Annotated in this window: 18 protein-coding genes and 1 pseudogene; 16 read left to right on the top strand and 3 right to left on the bottom strand. The window is 34.6% G+C overall.

The features are described 5' to 3' along the window. The 10 genes from MKX65_RS19475 (at position 1) to MKX65_RS19430 (ending at position 10386) form a co-directional block, all read left to right on the top strand. A complete protein-coding gene (locus MKX65_RS19475) occupies positions 1 to 1185 on the top strand; it encodes a glycosyltransferase (RefSeq protein WP_340905171.1) in 1185 nt (394 codons plus the stop codon). A 16-nt stretch (positions 1186 to 1201) separates the two neighbouring features. Then, a complete protein-coding gene (locus tag MKX65_RS19470) occupies positions 1202 to 2401 on the top strand; it encodes a glycoside hydrolase family 88 protein (RefSeq protein WP_340905170.1) in 1200 nt (399 codons plus the stop codon). Positions 2402 to 2627: 226 nt separating this feature from the next. Then, the gene (locus MKX65_RS19465; RefSeq protein ID WP_285852449.1) at positions 2628 to 3149 is read left to right on the top strand and encodes a DUF6431 domain-containing protein; all 522 of its coding nucleotides are present in this window, start codon (positions 2628 to 2630) and stop codon (positions 3147 to 3149) included. Positions 3150 to 3189: 40 nt separating this feature from the next. Next, complete coding sequence (locus tag MKX65_RS19460; RefSeq protein WP_340905169.1) at positions 3190 to 4545, top strand: DDE-type integrase/transposase/recombinase; 1356 nt, start codon at positions 3190 to 3192, stop codon at positions 4543 to 4545. Further along, positions 4538 to 5338 (top strand): ExeA family protein, encoded by an 801-nt coding sequence (locus tag MKX65_RS19455; protein ID WP_251524396.1) that lies wholly within the window; start codon positions 4538 to 4540, stop codon positions 5336 to 5338. Before MKX65_RS19460 ends, MKX65_RS19455 begins: the two co-directional genes overlap by 8 nt. Then, complete coding sequence (locus MKX65_RS19450) at positions 5335 to 5571, top strand: DUF5348 domain-containing protein (RefSeq protein ID WP_251524393.1); 237 nt, start codon at positions 5335 to 5337, stop codon at positions 5569 to 5571. Before MKX65_RS19455 ends, MKX65_RS19450 begins: the two co-directional genes overlap by 4 nt. Before the next feature lie 161 nt (positions 5572 to 5732). After that, positions 5733 to 6737: a glycosyltransferase gene (locus MKX65_RS19445; RefSeq protein ID WP_340905167.1), complete on the top strand. Its 1005-nt coding sequence runs from the start codon at positions 5733 to 5735 to the stop codon at positions 6735 to 6737. A gap of 6 nt (positions 6738 to 6743) precedes the next feature. After that, positions 6744 to 7649, top strand: a complete 906-nt coding sequence (locus tag MKX65_RS19440) for an SP_1767 family glycosyltransferase (RefSeq protein ID WP_340905166.1) — start codon at positions 6744 to 6746, stop codon at positions 7647 to 7649. A 16-nt stretch (positions 7650 to 7665) separates the two neighbouring features. After that, complete coding sequence (locus MKX65_RS19435; protein WP_340905165.1) at positions 7666 to 8772, top strand: polysaccharide pyruvyl transferase family protein; 1107 nt, start codon at positions 7666 to 7668, stop codon at positions 8770 to 8772. A gap of 60 nt (positions 8773 to 8832) precedes the next feature. Beyond that, positions 8833 to 10386, top strand: coding sequence for a lipopolysaccharide biosynthesis protein (locus MKX65_RS19430; RefSeq protein WP_340905163.1), 1554 nt, complete (start codon positions 8833 to 8835; stop codon positions 10384 to 10386). A gap of 151 nt (positions 10387 to 10537) precedes the next feature. Here MKX65_RS19430 and MKX65_RS19425 read toward each other — a convergent pair whose 3' ends face one another. The 3 genes and pseudogenes from MKX65_RS19425 to MKX65_RS19415 form a co-directional block, all read right to left on the bottom strand. Beyond that, positions 10538 to 11617 carry a hypothetical protein gene (locus MKX65_RS19425; protein WP_340905162.1) on the bottom strand — a complete coding sequence of 360 codons (1080 nt, stop codon included), beginning with the start codon at positions 11615 to 11617 and terminating at the stop codon, positions 10538 to 10540. A gap of 206 nt (positions 11618 to 11823) precedes the next feature. Continuing rightward, positions 11824 to 13385 (bottom strand): annotated as a pseudogene (locus MKX65_RS19420) (IS3 family transposase). 28 nt (positions 13386 to 13413) lie between these two features. Next, complete coding sequence (locus tag MKX65_RS19415) at positions 13414 to 15756, bottom strand: chitobiase/beta-hexosaminidase C-terminal domain-containing protein (protein ID WP_340905160.1); 2343 nt, start codon at positions 15754 to 15756, stop codon at positions 13414 to 13416. A 212-nt stretch (positions 15757 to 15968) separates the two neighbouring features. Here MKX65_RS19415 and MKX65_RS19410 point away from each other — a divergent pair, with 212 nt between their 5' ends. The 6 genes from MKX65_RS19410 (at position 15969) to MKX65_RS19385 (ending at position 19741) form a co-directional block, all read left to right on the top strand. Further along, a complete protein-coding gene (locus MKX65_RS19410; protein ID WP_340905159.1) occupies positions 15969 to 16763 on the top strand; it encodes a class I SAM-dependent methyltransferase in 795 nt (264 codons plus the stop codon). Between the two features lie 59 nt (positions 16764 to 16822). Next, positions 16823 to 17539, top strand: a complete 717-nt coding sequence (locus tag MKX65_RS19405; protein WP_340905158.1) for a metallophosphoesterase family protein — start codon at positions 16823 to 16825, stop codon at positions 17537 to 17539. A gap of 27 nt (positions 17540 to 17566) precedes the next feature. Beyond that, positions 17567 to 18007, top strand: coding sequence for a VanZ family protein (locus MKX65_RS19400; protein ID WP_340905157.1), 441 nt, complete (start codon positions 17567 to 17569; stop codon positions 18005 to 18007). A 240-nt stretch (positions 18008 to 18247) separates the two neighbouring features. Next, the gene (locus tag MKX65_RS19395) at positions 18248 to 19030 is read left to right on the top strand and encodes a hypothetical protein (protein ID WP_340905156.1); all 783 of its coding nucleotides are present in this window, start codon (positions 18248 to 18250) and stop codon (positions 19028 to 19030) included. Continuing rightward, complete coding sequence (locus MKX65_RS19390) at positions 19030 to 19296, top strand: PqqD family protein (protein ID WP_340905155.1); 267 nt, start codon at positions 19030 to 19032, stop codon at positions 19294 to 19296. The genes MKX65_RS19395 and MKX65_RS19390 overlap by 1 nt, the downstream gene beginning before the upstream one ends. After that, positions 19286 to 19741 (top strand): signal peptidase I, encoded by a 456-nt coding sequence (locus tag MKX65_RS19385; protein WP_160548932.1) that lies wholly within the window; start codon positions 19286 to 19288, stop codon positions 19739 to 19741. Before MKX65_RS19390 ends, MKX65_RS19385 begins: the two co-directional genes overlap by 11 nt. The last annotated feature ends 58 nt before the right edge of the window (positions 19742 to 19799 follow it).

Raw genomic sequence — 19799 nt, 5'->3', positions numbered from 1 at the left:
GTGAAAAGAAACATCTTATTCGTTATAAATAATTTAAATTGTGGTGGAGCTGAAAAAGCACTTATTTCCGTTCTCCAAACAATTAATTATGAACAGTTTAATGTTGACCTATATTTATTTCAAAAAGAGGGTCTTTTCTATTCGAATGTACCCAAAGAAGTAAAAATATTACAAGAACCTAAGGATTTTAAATATTTTGATATGCCTATTAAAAAGGCCTTATTATATACCATTAGAAAAGGAAAAATGAAAACTACAATTTCACGTATTCAAGCTGGAATAATTTTTAAAGTGGAAAAGAATCCGGCAAGATGTGAACAAAGAGTTTGGAGGTATCTTTCAAATTCCATCCCGTCTTTAGAAAAAACATATGATGTTGCTATTGGGTATCTTGAAAAGAATCCAATTTACTTTTGTGTTGATAAAGTAAAAGCAATGAAGAAAATAGGTTTTATACACACTGACTATGATAGGATGAAGATGGATCCAAAAATAGATAGAGGTTACTTCGAAAAACTTGATCATATTGTTACTGTCTCTGAAGAGTGTGCAAGAATTTTAAAAAAGAAGTTTGCACGATACTCTTCGAAGGTACAGGTAATGCATAATATTATCTCTGAAAAGACAATAAATAAAATGGCAGAGGAGAGAATAGAGCTAAGTAGTACTCCTAATACTTTTGTTTCTGTTGGCAGACTGAATCAACTTAAGGGATTTGATATAGCAATTGAAGCTTGCAAGTTATTAGTGGAAGAAGGATATTCTTTTAAGTGGTATGTAATAGGAGAGGGCGAGGAACGTACGAATCTTGAGAGATTAATAAAAGAACTTGGTGTAGAAAATTATTTTATATTACTTGGCTTGAAAGAAAATCCTTACCCGTATATAAGGGCTGCTGATATATATATTCATCCATCTAGATTTGAAGGAAAATCAATTGCGCTAGATGAAGCTAAGATATTAAAAAAACCAATAGTTACAACTGATTTTAGTACAGTAAAGGATCAAATTACTAACAAAACTAATGGACTGATTGTAGATATGAATGCATTAGCAATGTTTGAAGGGATAAAATTTTTACTAAATAATTATGAAATGAAGTTGAGATTTCAAGATAATCTCTCTAACGAGGAATTAGGTTCTGAGACTGAAATTGAAAAACTATACTCAATGTTCGAAGCTTAATAGAAAGGGAAACCATATGAATACAGTCTTCTTAATATCAATAATTTTACTTATAATAATGTCACTAGTCTTATTCATAGACTTTATTCCTTATGCAAGAGACTGGCTGGGTAGAATCCATATTGGAAGATACAGTAATAAAGACCATTGGAATAATAGTATTACAAAACAAGGGACTAAATGGCTAAACAAAACACCTAAAATAAGGGTGACTGATAATAATCGATTACTATTAATCGACATGATAAAAGGTAACTACTCAAATAATGATTTACAATATTGGCAAGAAGCATCCTTACTTTTGGGCTTGGTTGAAAAACTAAGTTATAAAAATGAAGATTATATAAAAGATGAGATTAACAAATTTTTGTTAAGAAAGTTTGACTCAAATGGAAATTGGAAAGTAAAACCTAAAAATATAGATGTTGGGATACTTGCTTACGCATTAATGCAGGTTAAATTTATTGAAATTCAAAAATATAAACCTGCTCTTGATTACACTTGGGAATTAATTAAAGAGCATATTGGCGAAGATGGAACGGTAGGATATAGGAAATCTATGATGGACTACAGATATGTAGATACAATAGGCTTCATATGTCCTTTTCTAATTTCCTATGGGAAGTATTTTGACAATAATAATTGTATAGAGTTATCTATTAAGCAGATAGAATCTTACAAAAAATATGGAATGTTATCTGGAACATCTATACCCTATCATGCTTATAAAATACACTCCTACAATCCATTGGGTTTGTGTGGATGGGGCAGAGGTTTAGGATGGTTTGGGATAGGATTAATTGATGCTTGGAAAGAGTTAGAGCCTGGAACTGACAAAAAATTTCTTGAAGGAATTATTAAGGAATTTGTATGTGATATGCAGAAATGTCAGAGGGAGAATGGTAGTTGGAATTGGACTGTTTTTAGAGAAGAAAGTAGACCTGATTCTTCAGCTACAGCAACTCTTGGATGGGTAATGTTAAACGCATCAGTTCTAGACGATATTAAAAAGCTAAGCCTTTTCAGTGCTAATCGTGCAGCAGAGTATCTAATGAGCGTTACTAGAAGAGATGGTTCGATAGATTTTTCTCAAGGTGATACGAAAGATATAGGAGTTTATTCACTATTATATAATTTATTGCCTTTTACTCAGGGTTTCAGTATAAGATTGATAAATAAATATTATCAAATAAAAGCTGACAAATTTTATAGCTAACTGTTATTGCCATCCCAAAATGACCGATAGTTGACGGTGTTGCCTGTCCAGAATTTGACGGTTATAATGTCCATGTGTGCATAATTCGAAACATTTTGACATTTATAATTCTGGAGAAAGGAAAAGACGCCTCCCATAATGTATATCTGCGCCAACAGATATACGGGAGACGTCCCCTAAAAAAACCATATGATTATTGTATCAGATTATAAACTAATTGAAAACAATGGAGTTTTTGGTTAGAGGTGCGGGGAGGATTCCTTCGCCCTGTTGCGGGAAAGACATGAGCGTAACTGGTACTAGGGAAAGAAAATCAAAAGAAAGTTCTGGAGAGACAAAAATATATAATATCCGGCGTTTAGGTTGTGATCAATGCGGCCGGATTCATCATGAATTACCAGATTTCTTAGTTCCATATAAGAGATATAAGGCAGAGTGTATAGAGTCGGTTCTTTCGAACCCTTCTACACATGATGTTCCAGCTGATGAATCTACTTTATTTCGTTGGTTTAAATGGTTTAATAATTTCGTAGATTACTGGGCAAATTGCCTCTTATCCATTGTGCTTCGAACCAAACAGGATAAGGTCCCTTTGAATTTGACGTCCGCAAATTCAGAGACTGCACTTCATAGAATAGGACGACTGGTTGGAAATGCCACCAGATGGCTGGAGAGAATTGTCCGTCCGATAGTGAATTTAAATTTATGGGTACATACCCGTTCTGCATTCTTGTCCGAAGATAGCTGATTTACACTCATGATAATCACATTTGTAAAGGAGTGTTATCATGAGAGATCAAAAAAAGGCAGAAGAAATCGCAGTACAAAGGTTCCAGCTTATTGCCCCTCTTTTGGCGGAAGGGCTAGATGCTGGAAAAGCAAAGGAATTGAAAAACCATATATGTAAGACCAGCGGTCTTTCTGAAAGGACAATTAGACGTTACCTTGAGCAGTATCGCAATGAAAGTTTTAAAGGGCTAAAGCCAAAAGGAATCCAGGGAAAAATGAAAAAAGAGGCCATTCCTCCGCATTTATTGGAACAAGCGATTCTCCTTCGAAAAGAAGCTCCTACTAGAAGTGTTGCACAAATTATTCAAATACTAGAGTGGGAGGGCTTAGCACAACCAGGGCAGCTAAAACGATCTACTCTTCAAGAAAAGTTAACTGAAAGAGGATACAGTTCTCGGCAAATGAGGCTCTACTCTCAATCAGGGGTAGCAGCCAGACGATTTCAAAAGCGTCACCGTAACCAGCTGTGGCAATCAGATATAAAATTTGGACCTTATTTACCCATTGGGCCAAATGGGATCAAGAAGCAGGTCTACTTAGTCGCTATAATAGACGACGCAACTCGATTTATTCTGCATGGAGCCTTCTATCCTACCCTTGATTCTAGGATTATAGAGGATGCTTTTCGAAATGCAATTCAAAAATATGGTGTCCCTGAAGCCGTTTACTTTGATAATGGAAAACAGTATCGAACCAAGTGGATGTCTCGTACTTGTTCTAAATTAGGGACAAGACTGATCTATGCAAAACCGTATGCGGCTGAGTCAAAAGGCAAAGTTGAACGCTTTAATAGAGTTGTAGATTCTTTTTTGGGTGAAGCTGCCCTTGATAAGCCTAATTCCTTAGATCGATTGAATGAGCTTTTTCAAGTATGGCTTTCAGAATGTTATCAAAATAAACCCCATTCTGGTCTTGATGAGAACATTAGCCCTGAAACTGCTTTTCGAAGCGATAAAAAAGCACTTCGATTTATTGATCCTGATAAACTAGCGAATGCTTTCTTGCATTGTGAGACGAGGAAAGTAGATAAGTCAGGGTGTATTAGTTTTATGGATCAGAAATATGAGGTTGGTCTTTCTTTTATTGGTCGTCAAGTAGATGTTGTCTATGATCCAGCGGATTTGGAGGAGCTAACAATTGAATATGAGGGTTATTCCCCTTGGAGAGCAAAAAAGCTTGTGATTGGAGAAAGATCTGGAAAGCGACCACCATTGCCTTCACACCTCCAGTCACCTGAAGCTGATTCTTCCAGATTACTTAAAGCTGCCGAACAGAAACACAAAGAAAGAAAAATCGAACAAGCTCCAGCCGTTTCTTTCCGTGCTGTTTGGAAGGAGGATGGCGAAGATGTTTGAGGGTTTTTATGGAATGAAACATACCCCTTTTACAAGAGATGTACCTACTACTCAACTTTATGATTCCATTACGATGCAAGAAGTTTTGGGCCGATTAAAGTATACGGCAGAGAGGCAGCTATTTGCCGTTTTAACTGGGGATTGCGGGACTGGGAAAACAACCACACTTAGGAAATTTGTAGATGGCCTTGATCAAGGGAAATATCAAGTGCTTTATTTATCCGATTCAAAACTAACACCAAGGCATTTTTATAAAGGTTTGTTAGAACAGCTAGGAGCGGAATCGAAGTTCTATAGAGGCGATGCCAAACGACAGCTTCATCGAGAAATTGAATTAATGAGAGGTATTCATGGAATTCAGCCTGTAGTTGTGGTTGATGAGTCACACCTATTAGATCGTGAAATGCTTGAAGAGGTCAGATTTTTACTCAACTTCAAGATGGATGCACAAAGCCCGATGGCTCTTATCCTTGTAGGACAAAGTGAATTATGGGATCGTCTGCGTCTTCAATCATACTCTGCCATACGTCAAAGAATCGATATTCAGTTTAAATTAAGTCACTATGATCGCGCACAAGTAGATGCATATGTCTCACGACATCTAGAATATGCAGGAATTGAACAACAAATCTTCTCAGATGGGGCATTGGAAGAAATTCATCGGTTTTCTGGGGGCACCCCACGGCTTATTAATAAAGTATGTACTCACAGCCTCCTGTATGGAGCTCAAAATGGGCGACGTATCATTGATGATCATATGATTAAGCATGTTATTCAGGGGGAACTGTCATGAGGAGCCGCTGGAAAGATATGAAGTATAATGAGGATCTCGATTGTTGGGTGGTCTTCTGGGGTGACAATACTGGTTACAAGGTGCGTTGTGGTGATTGGTTTGATCTTCACCTAGGAGATGGAAGGAAACTTTCTTGCCGTATGGAACTAGGAAGGGATTGGTATATTATCGTTGGTAGAAATGAAACAAAATTTTATTTAAAACAAAACGAAACCTATCAGGTTGATATTTAGATAAAGGGGAAGCTAAAGAAAGTTGTGGGCTTCCCCTTTCTTTCGGTCAATATTTCCGTCAGATTGTGGACAAATGCTTCTGACAATTTCTTGCCAAAATAAAACGTCAGTAACAGCTAACTATAGGAAGATACTCCATATATTTACGAGAAGGTGATTATTTGAGTTCACTAATAAGTGTTGTTATTCCAATTTATAATGTATCAAAATGGCTGCCAGGTTGCCTGCATAATATACTACAACAATCAATTAATGAAATAGAAATAATTTTAGTGAATGATGGATCTACTGATAACAGTGGGGAAATCTGTAATTCATATGGACAATTAGATGAAAGGGTAAAAGTGATTCATAAACAAAATGGAGGATTAAGCAGTGCTAGGAATGCGGGTATAAAAGTTGCAACAGGCAAATATATTGTGTTTATTGATCCTGATGACAAGATACGTGAGGATTATTTTAGTGTACTATACAATGCTGCCGAGGAAAATGATTGTGATGCAGTGGTTAGTGGATACATGACGGTACCTAATAATCAAGAAAAATTGCCAGGTTTTATAAAAAATACAGTAATGGATGGCAAAACTTTTGTTTTAAGTTCTCCAACCATTCATACAAATAATGACCTTTGTTTTGTGTGGAGAAATATCTATAAGCTCAAAAATATTAAAGATAATAACATTCGTTTCAATGAGCAAGTGTTTATTGGAGAGGATGTTATTTTTAATTTGGAGTTTTTTTTGAAGTCAGAAAGAATCATTGCACTTAATAAAATTATTTACCATTACACAATCAATAATCCTGAAAGTTTAATGAGGGTAAACTATAAACCAAAGTTAGAGAATAGTTTAGTATTGCAATATAAAATTAGGAAACAACTCTCTCAAGAGTTCGAACTATTACCTTATAGACATTACAGGAAAGACTTAGCAAACTACTATATTAACAATATATATAGATTAATTATTAGTAATTTAAAAAAGGATAATAAACTTAAATTAGTAACTGAAATAAAAAGAGTAGTGAACTATGATTTGGTATCTGACAGTGTTAGAGAAATTGGTTTTAATTATAAATGCAGCAATTTAAAAGAGTATTTATATTTTTTGTTAGTAAAGTATAAAGTTTATCCAATAATCCATTTACTTGAAACAAAGGCAAGGTGATTTTAGTTGATTAGAAATGTGGTTAACAGCATAGAAAAAAAAATAGGGTTACTCTACTTTTTTGGCAAGGATAAATTGTTATCATTGACGACAAAAGCACCATGTGTGAAATCCAATGAAGAAACCATTGAAAAGATTATAAATGAAAAATGTTCAGTCACAAGATATGGAGATGGAGAATTTCACCTACTAATTCAAAGCAAGGACCTGAAATTTCAGAAAAGATCTGAAGAACTAAGTGAAAGATTAAAAGAAGTTTTATCTTCTGATAGTAAAGGACTACTAGTTTGTATTCCAAAAGTGTTTTCAAAAAACGATTTAGATTATAGAACAAAACAATCAAGAGAATTCTGGAAAGACCATGTAGCAAATTATAGATTAAAGTGGTACCAACATTTAAATATGAATAAAACTTACTATAATTCCACTTTTACGAGAAATTATATTGCTTTACAAGACAAATCTAAACTAGGTAACTATTTTAATAAAATAAAAAAAATATGGCAAGAGCGAGACTTGCTTATTATTGAAGGGCAGTTTTCACGACTTGGAGTTGGGAATGATTTATTTAATAATGCAAAATCAATTGAAAGAATACTATGTCCTAATGAAAATGCATTTGAGAGCTATAACAAAATAATCAATGAAGCAAAAAAACGACCTAAGGAGAAATTAGTGCTTATTTCCTTAGGTCCTACTGCTACCATTCTTTCATATGATCTGCATAAATTAGGTTTTCAAACTATTGATATTGGGCATCTAGATGTTGAATATGAGTGGTTTAAGGAGAATGCTGCAACTAGAACTAAAATTAAAAATAAATATGTAATTGAGGCAAATAATAGGATTATAGAAGATGATAAGTTCATTAATAAAGAATATCAAAACCAAATTTCAATAAAAATTCTTTGATTGAAAGAGGAGAAATATGTACTCTATTAAACAATTTATTCCCGTTAAGATAAAAAAATATCTATATATTAAGAATTACTTTAATAAAGCACAGAGTGCTTATTTTGAACGAAAGAAATTCAAAGAATATCTACAAACAACCAAACCAACGAAAAGAGTCTTTATCCTAGATGCATGTGACCATCGAAATCTTGGGGACCAGGCTATTTTATATTCTGAAATTGAGTTTATTAAAGATTTTTTACAAGGATACGAGATAGTTAGTGTGGGACTTGGGAGTTTTTCCAACTTAGTAGGAATCATTAGTAAGGAAGTAAGTCCTGGAGACCTTATTTTTTTACATGGAGGAGGTAATTTAGGTAATGAATATAAAATAGCTGAAAACACCCGAAGAAAGATAATTCAACTTTTTCCCAACAACAAGATAATTTTGTTTCCTCAAACAATGTACTTTTCAGATGATGCAGAGGGAAAGAAAGAACTGAGTAGTAGTATAGAGATTTACAGTCGCCATAAATCTCTTACTTTGGTTGCCAGAGAGAAGACATCTTATAACTTAATGACAAAGTTCTTTAGCAATAACAATGTTTTACTCACTCCAGATATTGTTTTGTATTTAAATAAATCAAAAAAGAAGACTGAACGGGAGGGGGCTTTATTCTGTTGCAGAAATGACATTGAGGGTGTGTTATCTCAAAGTGAAAAGCAAAAAATATTGGATAACCTCGATAGTTATTTTAAAAGGGTTTCTATAACGGATACAGTTGGAGAAAATAATTTTAAAGCAGTAGAAGAAAAGTTTGAAGAATTCAAAAGAGCAGAAATAGTTATAACTGACCGATTACATGGTATGGTTTTTGCTGCAATTACAGGAACGCCATGTATAGCTTTAACCAATTATAATTACAAAGTAAGTGGAACATACGAATGGATTAAGCATTTGAGTTATATTCGTTTTGTAGAAAATACGGAAGAGATAGACAAAAATATATTAGATTTAAAAGATCTTAAAAATACTTCCTACAGCAATAAATTTGCAATAAAACACTATAATCAAATAATAGAAGCTATTAATGAAAAAAATTTAAATAGTAATAATAATGTCTTTTCTCAAATATTTTAATTCTTATTTAATGAATTAGGTGGGTATTAAAGGGGACTAACCATTAGGAGAAAAATAAAAATGAGAGTAAAAAATTCATTAATTAATATATCGACAGGAATAGGAAGCCAATTAATACTTACAATACTAGGTTTTATCTCAAGGACATTATTTATAGCTTATTTAGGGGTAGAGTACCTGGGGATAAACGGTTTATTTACAAATGTTTTAGGAATGTTGTCCTTGGCAGAAGCTGGGATAGGCTCTGCCATTGTATATAGTCTTTATAAACCTGTAGCAGAAAACGATCATGTGAAAATAAGAATTTTGATGAAATTCTATAAAAAGACTTATTTGGTTATTGGCATTATTATTTTTCTTCTTGGACTATTACTGCTACCTTTTTTGAGTTACTTCGTTAAAGGGGCAACCATTGATAATATCCATGTGATTTTTTTTATTTTTCTAATAAATACAGTGGCTTCATATTTGTTTTCACATAAAATCTCTCTTTTGAATGTTAATCAAAAGGGCTTTATTGTCACTAGCTTTTATACTTTATCAACAGTGGTTTCAACAATAATTAAATTGGTAATCTTGTTTTATACTGAAAATTATATTCTTTATTTATTAATTGATGTAATAGTTACTATAAGTACCTCAATAATTTTATCTAAGGTAGTAAATAATATGTATCCTTTCCTAAAAGAATGTAAAGTAGAGGAACAATTGGATCTAGTAACTAGAGGAACTATTTATAGAAATGTTAAGGCTTTAGTTTTACACCGGTTAGGCGGATATGCTGTATTTGGAACCGACAATATGATTATAGCAGCTTTTGTAAGTGTAACTGCAGTAGGCTTTTATTCCAATTATTATTTGCTAATTAACATGTGTAGAACCCTTATTAACCAGGTGTTTGATAATATTAGTTATAGTATAGGAAACTTGGTTGCTAAAGAGAGTAATGAAAAAATATACAGTATATTCAAAGTTATAATGTTATGTAATTTTTGGATATACTCTTTTTTTACAATTGTCCTATTCGTTATTTTAGAGCCATTTATATCATTATGGTTAGGTTCAGAATTTATTATGAGTAAAGGTGTTTTAATTATTTTATTAATAAATTTCTATTTCTCAGGTTTGAGGCGGTCTATCTCTACAGTAAAAACAACAGCGGGGATTTTTCATGAGGATCGATATGCTCCTTTTGCAGAAGCAGCAATTAATTTAACAGCTTCAGTAGTACTCGTTCGTTATTTCGGTATAACGGGTGTATTCTTAGGTACTTTTATTAGTACATTACTAGTTCCATTTTGGATTGCACCTTATTTTGTATATAAGAAAGTTTTCTTTAGACCAGTCATTTACTATTTCATGAGGTACTGCTCCTTTACTATTATTGGTGTAGGTACTTGTATAATAACTATGTATGTTAGTGATTTATCTAACCTAGATGGTTTCTGGAATATAATATATAAAATAGTAGTCTGTTTAGTAATTCCCAATTTAGTGTTTTTAATTGTTTTTTATAAAACAGCTGAGTTTAGGTATTTGATGGAGGTATTTAAGAGTATGCGGGGAAGTTTCTCTGGGAAGTTTGCATATATAAAGAGCACCTCGAAAGGATGATATGAACATATTTGGTGATTTTATCCTACCACTATTTTCAGAAATCAAATCTTAGGCAAGTCTATCTTGGGAAGAGTTGGTAATGGATGTACAAATTTCACTTCACCAAGAAAATGGTAGTCCCATAATTAGGACTACCATTTCATTTGATTTACTTTATAACCGTGTTAGCTATGTCATGTATCTTGTAGGATGCTGAAGAACCATGCATAGTACTTAAAGTGTAATCAGGAAGTCCTTTTAAAACGTTCCTAGCAAAGACTGAGTCTCCCTGGGTAGAAAGACTTGGACTACCAATACTAGACTTTTGATTAAATATATTATTAAAAACTCTCCAGTTTTGTGTTCTCCCCCAAATGGTTAAGGCAGATCGGTTAAAGATATTATTAAATGCAGTTAGACTAGCCCCTCCACTCATAATAACACCTATATTTGAGTTAAATGTGTTTTCTCTTAATACATCCCCAACCATATGCTCCCATCCGTCTTCCCAATCAATGTCACAACCAGGCATTCTCCCTTTGTTGTTAGAAAACGTGTTTCCTTCAATAATCCATCCCTGACCTCCACATAATGCCAATCCAGTACTAAAATTATTTTCAAATTTACAATTTCTAATAAAACAATTTCTTGGCATTCCTATTGTGCGAATAAATGCTACTGCCCCACTAAAATCTGAATCACCACTTGTGGGAGGAGTTTCCTGATAAATAACGATCTTTGCAAAATGCGCATCTGAAGGTTTCGTATAATTATAGAATTGGAGGTTATACATTTGAGTTTGAATATGTTGGTAATTAACATCGTAAAAATATATTGAATATAATCTTGACCGTAAATGTGGATATCCGTGATAACCTTGTGTGTATCCTAATAAGAAATATTCACCAAGCCCAGACACATCAAGAAATTCATTATATCTATAATGGTTTTTTGTTATATTATTATCAATTTCCCCATTTTTATTTATATTTCCTACCTCAAAATTGTAACGACTTACTGAGATGCTTTTTGTTATTTGTCCCATATTTCTGTTCTGTCTTGTACCGGTGATTACATTGAAACCTGGTGACTTACTAAATGTACATGATTCCAGACCTGAGTTCAAGCAGTCCTCAATTAATACACTAATGCAATTTTCAACTGAATTGCTAATTGTAGTTGAATCTGCTTCTCCAAAGATATGTGCTCTCACTAGTTTTGTATTTATTACATTATTTAGGTTAAACATAGTGTACCCAGTTTTTGTTAAATTACTTGGCTCGATATTTATTATCGGTGTTTGTCAAGATAGTTGTCGCATTTAACTTGTTTACTAGTGTAAGAACGTAAGGGTAACTACCGCGCTTTGCTTGGTGGTCTTCTCATCAAAGAACAGAATTCATTCTGTTCTTTGATGAGAAGGGAATGGGTAGTTCAAGCTCAGTCGCAGTGGGGCTATTTTGTTCCATCCTTTTCTATCTTGTCCTTTATTGGGTTTAAAGCCACTGAATCATGTGCACTCCAGTCTCTAGTTGAGCGCGTCCAACGTTCTGGATGCTTTTGTTTCGCTAGTTCATAAACTTCTTTGCGCTTTTTCAGTATCCCAATATGCGCACCTGTATGGCATTGTTCTGGCGTCACAAAATTTATACCACTGTGTAAATGTATACAGTTATACCAATTCACAAATCTTAATGCCCATTCACGTGCAGCCTCAAGTGTTTCAAAGCCTCTGTACGGGAATTCAGGTCGATATTTCAGAGTCCGAAACATTGCTTCAGAATAGGGATTGTCATTACTTACTCTTGGTCTTGAATAAGAGCTTTGGATCCCTAATTTTTCAAGTAATACCTGAAATGTTGCGGCTTTCATGGGACTGCCATTATCGGAATGTAAAACGAGTGGTTTACCTTGGATTTTTTCACTAATAATCGTCTTCTTCATTAAATCTTCAGCGTGTTTTGCCTCCTCTGACTCCCAAATCTCCCAACCTACGATTTTTCTACTAAAAATATCGATAATTAAGTAGAGTCGATAAAACAAGCCTTTCACCGGCCCTTTTAACCACGTTATATCCCATGTCCATACCTGGTTTGGGGCTACTGCTAAATGACTTTCTGGTAATCTACCCTCGGGCTTTTTGCTTCTTCCCCGATGATTTTGCATTTTATGCTCACGAAGAACTCTATAAAAGCTAGATTCGGAGGCGATATAAATGCATTGATCTGCTAATTTTGGCACGATTTGAGTAGGCGGTAGGTCTACAAATTCCTCTTTTTTAACAACCTCCAGTATCTCTTGTTTTTCCTCTATCGTTAATTTATTTTTTGGCTCTGGACGTAACGCAATAGGGCGTTGATCCTCCTTGATTCCACCTTCTGAAATCCAGCGTTCATAGGTGCGAACGCTAATGTTCAATTCTTTACACGCCGGGGCTAATCGCGCACCATTTTGGTTTGCTTCTTGGATGAGTTCTACTGCTAGTGCGCGATCTGACGGGCTGATCATTCGTCCTCTTGGTCCCCCCAGATCGCTTGGGCCTTTTTTCTTAATAGTAATAAGGCTGCAGCTTCTGCCAATGCTTTTTCTTTTTTACGCAAATCTTTCTCTAATGCCTTTCCTCGCTTTTTCTCCTCTTTTAATTCTTGATTTAACTGCTTTGTTTGACTAGATTCTCGCCCATTTGCATTAAGGCATGAATCTCGCCATGCGTCAATCTGTTCTTTATAAAGTCCCTTTTTTCGACAATACTCCGCTAGCTCCGCACCATTCATTGAGTATGTTTCCATAACTATGAGAAACTTATCTTCACTGCTCCAGTGTTCAGAACTTTGTCCATCTCCGGGTGTGGGGTTTCCAGATGATCTAGCCTCTTTTCTCCACTTGTAAAGCGTGGGTTCAGTAATGCCCAACTCTTCACTTAATTGGCCAACCGATTCATTAGTGGGGGGCATCATTCTCTTAATAATTGATGCTTTCTCTTCCTTTGTATAACGTTTACCATTATTACTTTTCATGTCGATCAACCTCCGTGTATGATTTAAACTATACACTAAAGTTCCCTACGACATCTATCCTAACAGAGGGGGTTATCGAATCACTAAAATCAATTGTAGTATTCGAAGGAAGTGCTATAGTACCAACTGTTGGTGTAATAAGATATGTTCCTTTGGGGAAGACAATCTTACTATAATTCTTTGAAGCTCCAAACTCCAACGCATTACTTATTCCTTGGGTAGTATTAACAGAGTCTGTATTGTTGTTACTTATATTGTATTCTAATAAAGGAACCTGATAGGTTTCTTCAATTGATAATAAGGTTGGCTCATCTTTAAGAACAGTAATGTCAAAGCTTTCAGAGAATTGCATTGTTGAATCAAATGCAGTTATTGTGGTTGTCCCTTCTGAAATTCCTTCAACTACCCCATACTGAACCTTGGCTATAGTTGGGTCTGAGCTTTCCCATATTACAATATTATCGTTAAAAATATCAAAAGCAAGACCACTTGAAAGTGCAGTTGCCATAACAACGAAGTTCTCCCCTACTTTAATTGAATCCGTTTTTCGATTAATTGACATACCGTCTATGATTCTTGTAGAGGAAGGTGGTGATGGTGGTTTTTCTGCAACTGTAACATTAACGTATTCTGTAAATGTTTTATCCTGAAAAGTTGCAGTAATCATAATATTTGTCTGGCCAATTGTTTTTCCTGTTAATATACCATTACTATCAACAGTAACATATCCTTCATTTCCACTCTGGAATGACAATATTAAATCATTTGTAAACTTATCTGGAAGACCTTGAATAGATAATATTTGATTTTCACCTCTACCAAGGCTAATTGTAGTGGGTGCAACTTGAATACCATTAATCGTTTCTGTACTAGCAAAATATTTATGGTTGTTCCTAATTTCATCATCAGTGAGTGAACGATTGTATATTAGAAAGGCTACTACTTTCTCAGATGCAGTATTCAATGCTAAGAAATTACGCTTCAATTGTAGAGGGGAGCTTGCCATGCTGTTTATATAATTTGAAAAGTCACTTGGTATTGGCCTTGGTCCATTATCATTTATGGCATCGTTTATATAGGTGTTAATTGTATTATCAGGATTTATTCTAAAGGAGAATGTATTTAAAGCATATGATCCCAAGGGGTGAACAAAGTCTGCAAAAGTTTGTCTGACCCCGTCTGAATCCCTAAACCAATAAGAACCTCCGCCAGTAGTTCCTTCACTACTATCCAATTTTCTATATTTTAATCTAACACTATCGTTTGAAGAGAAAAATCCACCATCTTCAGTCTTCCAATGAGAACCATTAGTATCATAGCTAATCATTTGAATGGTTATACCGGAATTCAGTTCTATCAAATTGTTTAAAGGTTTTATATTCGTTGGTATATTAACATAATCTTGGATTTGAAGTAAAAGCCCTCGATCATCCACATACCCATCAGTGGATCCATCATGTGTAACTCCAACAAGGGTAGCTACCACATTGTTAATCTTGTCAGTAATCGTATTGGAAGAGGTTCCAGCTCTATTTGTAAAGTCATAATGCAAAATAAGACCTTCTTGTATCGGTCCGTCAAATACCTTTGTGTAGGTAATCGTTTGAATATTACTAGTGTTACCTGCAGAGTCTATTGCAAATGCTCTTAGAGTTGTTGTATTGTCAAGGCTTAGTGGTTCAGTATATAAAAAACTTCCCGATGTTGGCTCGCTCCCATCCGTCGTATAATAAATATTTGCAGCTTCATTGGTTGACATGCTAACGATTTGATTTTCTGTAAAAGTTCCTCCAGGAGTAATCGTTAATACTGGAGGGTCTGTATCCTCTACTTCTTGTGGGAATGTATTTATGGTAATGCTAGTTCCACTTGAAAAATTATTTGCTTCGTCCTTTGCTTTAACCATAAAAGAATACTCAGTTGATGGAGCTAAATCGGTAAATTCATAGCTTCCACCTGTAACAGTAGATAAAAAGGAACCATTGATATAAATATCGTAACCTACTACATCATCGGATTCAGACAAAGTCCATGAAAGGGTTAGTGAGTTAGAAGTTACATTGCTAGCTGACAAATTTGTAACATCAGCTGGTGGGGTATTGTCAGGATCAGTAGGTGACCAAGTTTCATCTAATAGTGTAGAGACTGTTGCCTCAAATGGAACAGTAGTTGTAATTGTAACTGTTTTAAATGGAGTAAACTTTCCTCTAAATCTTTGTTTTGATTTTACGGGAATTGTAATTCCATTAATAGTAAAAGTAAGTCTTTCTGTTTCGTGGTTATTCGTTATCGAAAAACCAATCATATCTTCACCATATGTTTTTTGTGTATTTGCGCTTCCCTCAAAGTAATCTTTAATAACTAATATCACTTCTTTCTCCTCCATTTTTCATTCTTTATATATCTTATGGAAGGATTTAAGTCATTGTTTGGACAACTTCCTTAAGCTTGTTTAAAAAGGCTAGTTGTACATGTTTGAATTTTTATATATTTAAAGATTGTTCTCAATAGTGTACAATGATATATTGTATATAGAAAATATATCGAAGATACTAATAAATTTTTGGTAGGTGATTAGTAAATATGGATACGAAGGAATCATTGATCAGTACAGCAAAACAGTTAGTAAAGGGGCACCAGACCTCCCATAATAAGATTGTTAAACTAGGAACTAAATTCCTTTCGGCGTTATGGAGTGCATTTCATATCTCAAAGAGAATTATTAACGACAAAGACTACCGTTATCTTCTATTATTGCAATTGGTTAAGTATAAAAATGTTCATCAAACTACCCCTCTAACCTTTATGAATCGGTATCCCAAAATTTTTTCAGCGTGCCAAGAGTATTTTGAAGGTAAGGGAGATCTAAAGATTCTTTCCTATGGATGCTCAACGGGTGAAGAGGTTCTAACATTACGACGCTATTTCCCAACTGCTCAAATAATTGGTGCAGATATTAATAAGCGCAGTCTTGAAACATGCAGAAAGCTTCCGGTAGATGAGAAGATTTCTTTTATTTTTTCCACACCTAGTGAAATTCAAAAGCATGGTAAATTCGATGCCATCTTTTGCATGGCAGTGTTGGAAAGGAAGCCGCACGATGTAGCTGCTAAAGGAATTACTAATCTGAGCAAAATCTACCCTTTTGAAAAATTTGAAAAACAGATTATTGAGCTTGATAATCTATTGAATCCTAATGGTTTATTAGTAGTTCACTTTACACAATACTCACTTTTAGATACAAAGCTTGCCTCAAACTACCAAGCATTAGGTAACCATGTTCAGGATGATTATTTGACTCCTGTCTTTGATAGGAATAGTGAATTAAGAAGAAATACGAATCCTCAAAAGAGTATTTTTGTAAAATTGAATGGCTAGTCATAAATTTGTATAATTAAAGGAAATAACTAGCAGTACATGATAAGGAGTCTATATTAATGAAACTAGCATTCATCTCCGACATCCACGGCAACGCCATTGCATTGGATGCGGTACTACAAGATATACAACAGAAAAACGTAGATAAAGTCGTAGTTCTAGGTGATATCTGCTATCGCGGACCTGAACCACAGCGTGCGTTAGACCTAGTTCGAGCACTCGATTGTAATGTAATCAAAGGTAATGCTGACGAATGGGTAGTACGTGGTGTTCAGCAGGGAGAGGTCCCTGATCATGTACTTGAACTAATGAACAAAGAAAGAGATTGGATAGTCTCCCAATTGTCAGATGAAAGTATCGACTACTTAAAAGCATTACCAACTCAGTTGAACCTTGAGGTTGAAGGAATACGAATCCATGCTTTCCATGCTACTCCGGACAGTCTTTTCGAAGTCGTGCCCCCAACAGCTAATGACGAAACGATCCTAGAAAAGTTGGTTACCAGCGAGGAAGATTTGTATATCTATGCTCACATTCACAAGCCATACATACGTTTTATCAATGGAAAATGTATAGTAAACATTGGAAGTGTAGGTCTTCCATTTGATGGTCTAAATAAAGCTTCATATTCTATAGTTGAAATTAATGAGGGTAGTATTCAAACCTCGAACGTCCGAGTGAGCTATGATGTCCATAAGGTAGTAGAGCAGTACAAGAACGTAGAATACCCAAATGCAGAAATGATGAGTAAGGTTGTCTTACAGGGGAAACTGTGATGGGGTGCTAATAATCGGAGGTACAAAATGTTTTTTATAAGATTGCTCCTACTTGTTATCCCTATCGTGTATATGGCACTAATTTGGATTCAAACTAGCAACTTCGATCCTGAATCTGTCTATATGCTTTCCACTCAAATCGACATGAACATTCTATTACTTATAGGAGCTGGGTTAGAGTTAGCCCATCTTTTTGAATTTGGTCTTCTATATTTATTTTTAGTGATGGCTTTCCTCGTATTTGGAAAGCTATCATATAAAAAAGAACTATTTGCAGTTGTTATCGCATTCGGTTATGGAGTCGTTGATGAACTACATCAATACTATATTCCCTTTCGTTCCTTCTCTCTAGTTGATTTAATGAAAAATGGTATAGGTGTTTGGGCATTATGGTACTTTACGCGAAAGAAATATCATAAAAGACAATCTAGATTTGGTAACCTACTGAAAAGAATTACTCATACCTAAGAAAACCATCATAATATTAAATTGTGATGGTGATAGCGAAAAGTGTCGAAAAAATGTTCTTTAAAAAGAACTATTGAAGAGATAAAATAAATCGTAGTATCCAATGTTTTTATATGAAAAAGAAGTGTATTTTCATTATGGATTAGGATAACTACATTTTGGTCGTTCTGTATTAAGAAAAATAGGATGGTTGGAAATCAAAGATTACTCCTTTGATCTCAACCTCTAAGGGTTGATAACATGAACAAAACATGTGTATTAATTGCTGAACATTATACCCACTTGAAATGGGAGTCCAATTGGGTAGGGGAATTTATTGATAAATATTTTATTCATGCGACTATCTCTTCAAATAGGTTGGATATGAAGATTAGTATCGCTGACAACTACGGAAAGCCATTTTTAGACTACGAAGTTGATATTACAAAATCCTCGAAATACATCACTTTTCGTAGAACGGATTATTTAATAAAAGCAACATTAGATTATAAAGAAATGACAATTTATGTTCATGATGAATTAGCGTTGAAACATGCGTTTATGAATATATACAGTTCCTACATTGTCTACCACAACTGGGGATTATTACTCCATTCTTCCTGTGTATTGGATAATAAGAAAGCCCACATTTTTACTGGACATTCAGGTGCAGGTAAGTCGACAGTAGCAAAGCTTTCTAGCCCTAGGATGCTGCTCTCCGATGAGGCAAGTATTGTTAAGATTACAAATGAGGGCATTAAGGTGTTCAACTCCCCTTTTCGAAGTGAGTTAGAAGCATCAGGAAGAGAGCTCCCTGCTTGTCTAGCATCTATTCAACTATTACACCAAGCAACGCATAATAATAGAGAATTCATGGCAAAATCAGATGCGTATCTCGAATTAGTCAATAAGATTTTTTATTGGTCTCATTCTAAAGAAGAGACTAAGCAAGTATTAAATCTATTAAAAGTGCTTGTTGAACAAGTTCCAGTTTACGAGTTACATTTCCAAAAGAATAATGCGTTTTGGGAGTTGATTTCTTAATGAAGCAATATATAAAAAAGAGTGCATATGATTGTACTCAGTTAGATGAAAATTGGATTATTCTAAATACCGACAATTTTACCGTTACGAAAGTGAATGAAGTGGGTGGATACTGCTGGACTCTTTTAGAATCAATGCAAACGGCGGAAACCATTAGGCAGGCGGTTCAAGAAGAGTATTCGAGTGTCGAGGATATTACTACAGAAGATATCGAGCAGTTTTTGGATGAATTGTTACAATATGGACTGTTAACCCATGAGGTTTGATATCGATACGGTTTCTTTATTGCAAAAATCTATTCAAAAAGATGGGTGGTTAGATCTTCCAAGTCAAGGTTATAGTATGTATCCGACCATTCAAAATGGAGATATCTGTCGCTTTGTTCCTTGTAATGGTAATCAATTGAAGAAGGGTGATGTCATTTTATTCTGGACTGAATCCGGTCAATTGGTTGCTCACCGCTACTACTACAGCAAAGCAAATGAAGACGGTAAGTTACAATACTTCTGCAAAGGTGATACAAATACAAGTTATGACCAGCCAATCGGAAATGAAAACATCCTTGGTACACTCAAATATATTGATAAAGGAAACCATAAAGTTTTTCCAAACCAACTAAGAATACATCTCTGGGGATGGTTAATTATGAATCAACCCATTTTAACTGACTTCTTAAGAAGATATCTAAATAGAAGAAGTGTTTTATTATAACGAACTTCCACACGTTTAGTCGCAAAAAGTTCAAACCAAGAGTTGAGCTAGCATCTGA

This window comes from Robertmurraya sp. FSL R5-0851, from assembly GCF_038002965.1.
GTDB lineage: Bacteria > Bacillota > Bacilli > Bacillales > Cytobacillaceae > Robertmurraya_A > Robertmurraya_A beringensis.
The sequence above is the reverse complement of the archived record's forward strand: the minus strand, read 5'-3'. Positions and strand labels throughout refer to the sequence as shown.

Bases quoted from the DNA above. Each gene is read 5' to 3' on its own strand.
- MKX65_RS19450 (WP_251524393.1), top strand. From the start codon at position 5,335: ATGAGGAGCCGCTGGAAAGATATGAAGTATAATGAGGATCTCGATTGT.
- MKX65_RS19430 (WP_340905163.1), top strand. From the start codon at position 8,833: ATGAGAGTAAAAAATTCATTAATTAATATATCGACAGGAATAGGAAGC.
- MKX65_RS19465 (WP_285852449.1), top strand. From the start codon at position 2,628: ATGGAGTTTTTGGTTAGAGGTGCGGGGAGGATTCCTTCGCCCTGTTGC.
- MKX65_RS19410 (WP_340905159.1), top strand. From the start codon at position 15,969: ATGGATACGAAGGAATCATTGATCAGTACAGCAAAACAGTTAGTAAAG.
- MKX65_RS19385 (WP_160548932.1), top strand. From the start codon at position 19,286: ATGAGGTTTGATATCGATACGGTTTCTTTATTGCAAAAATCTATTCAA.
- MKX65_RS19435 (WP_340905165.1), top strand. From the start codon at position 7,666: ATGTACTCTATTAAACAATTTATTCCCGTTAAGATAAAAAAATATCTA.
- MKX65_RS19400 (WP_340905157.1), top strand. From the start codon at position 17,567: ATGTTTTTTATAAGATTGCTCCTACTTGTTATCCCTATCGTGTATATG.
- MKX65_RS19405 (WP_340905158.1), top strand. From the start codon at position 16,823: ATGAAACTAGCATTCATCTCCGACATCCACGGCAACGCCATTGCATTG.
- MKX65_RS19455 (WP_251524396.1), top strand. From the start codon at position 4,538: ATGTTTGAGGGTTTTTATGGAATGAAACATACCCCTTTTACAAGAGAT.
- MKX65_RS19390 (WP_340905155.1), top strand. From the start codon at position 19,030: ATGAAGCAATATATAAAAAAGAGTGCATATGATTGTACTCAGTTAGAT.
- MKX65_RS19460 (WP_340905169.1), top strand. From the start codon at position 3,190: ATGAGAGATCAAAAAAAGGCAGAAGAAATCGCAGTACAAAGGTTCCAG.
- MKX65_RS19425 (WP_340905162.1), bottom strand. From the start codon at position 11,617: ATGTTTAACCTAAATAATGTAATAAATACAAAACTAGTGAGAGCACAT.
- MKX65_RS19395 (WP_340905156.1), top strand. From the start codon at position 18,248: ATGAACAAAACATGTGTATTAATTGCTGAACATTATACCCACTTGAAA.
- MKX65_RS19470 (WP_340905170.1), top strand. From the start codon at position 1,202: ATGAATACAGTCTTCTTAATATCAATAATTTTACTTATAATAATGTCA.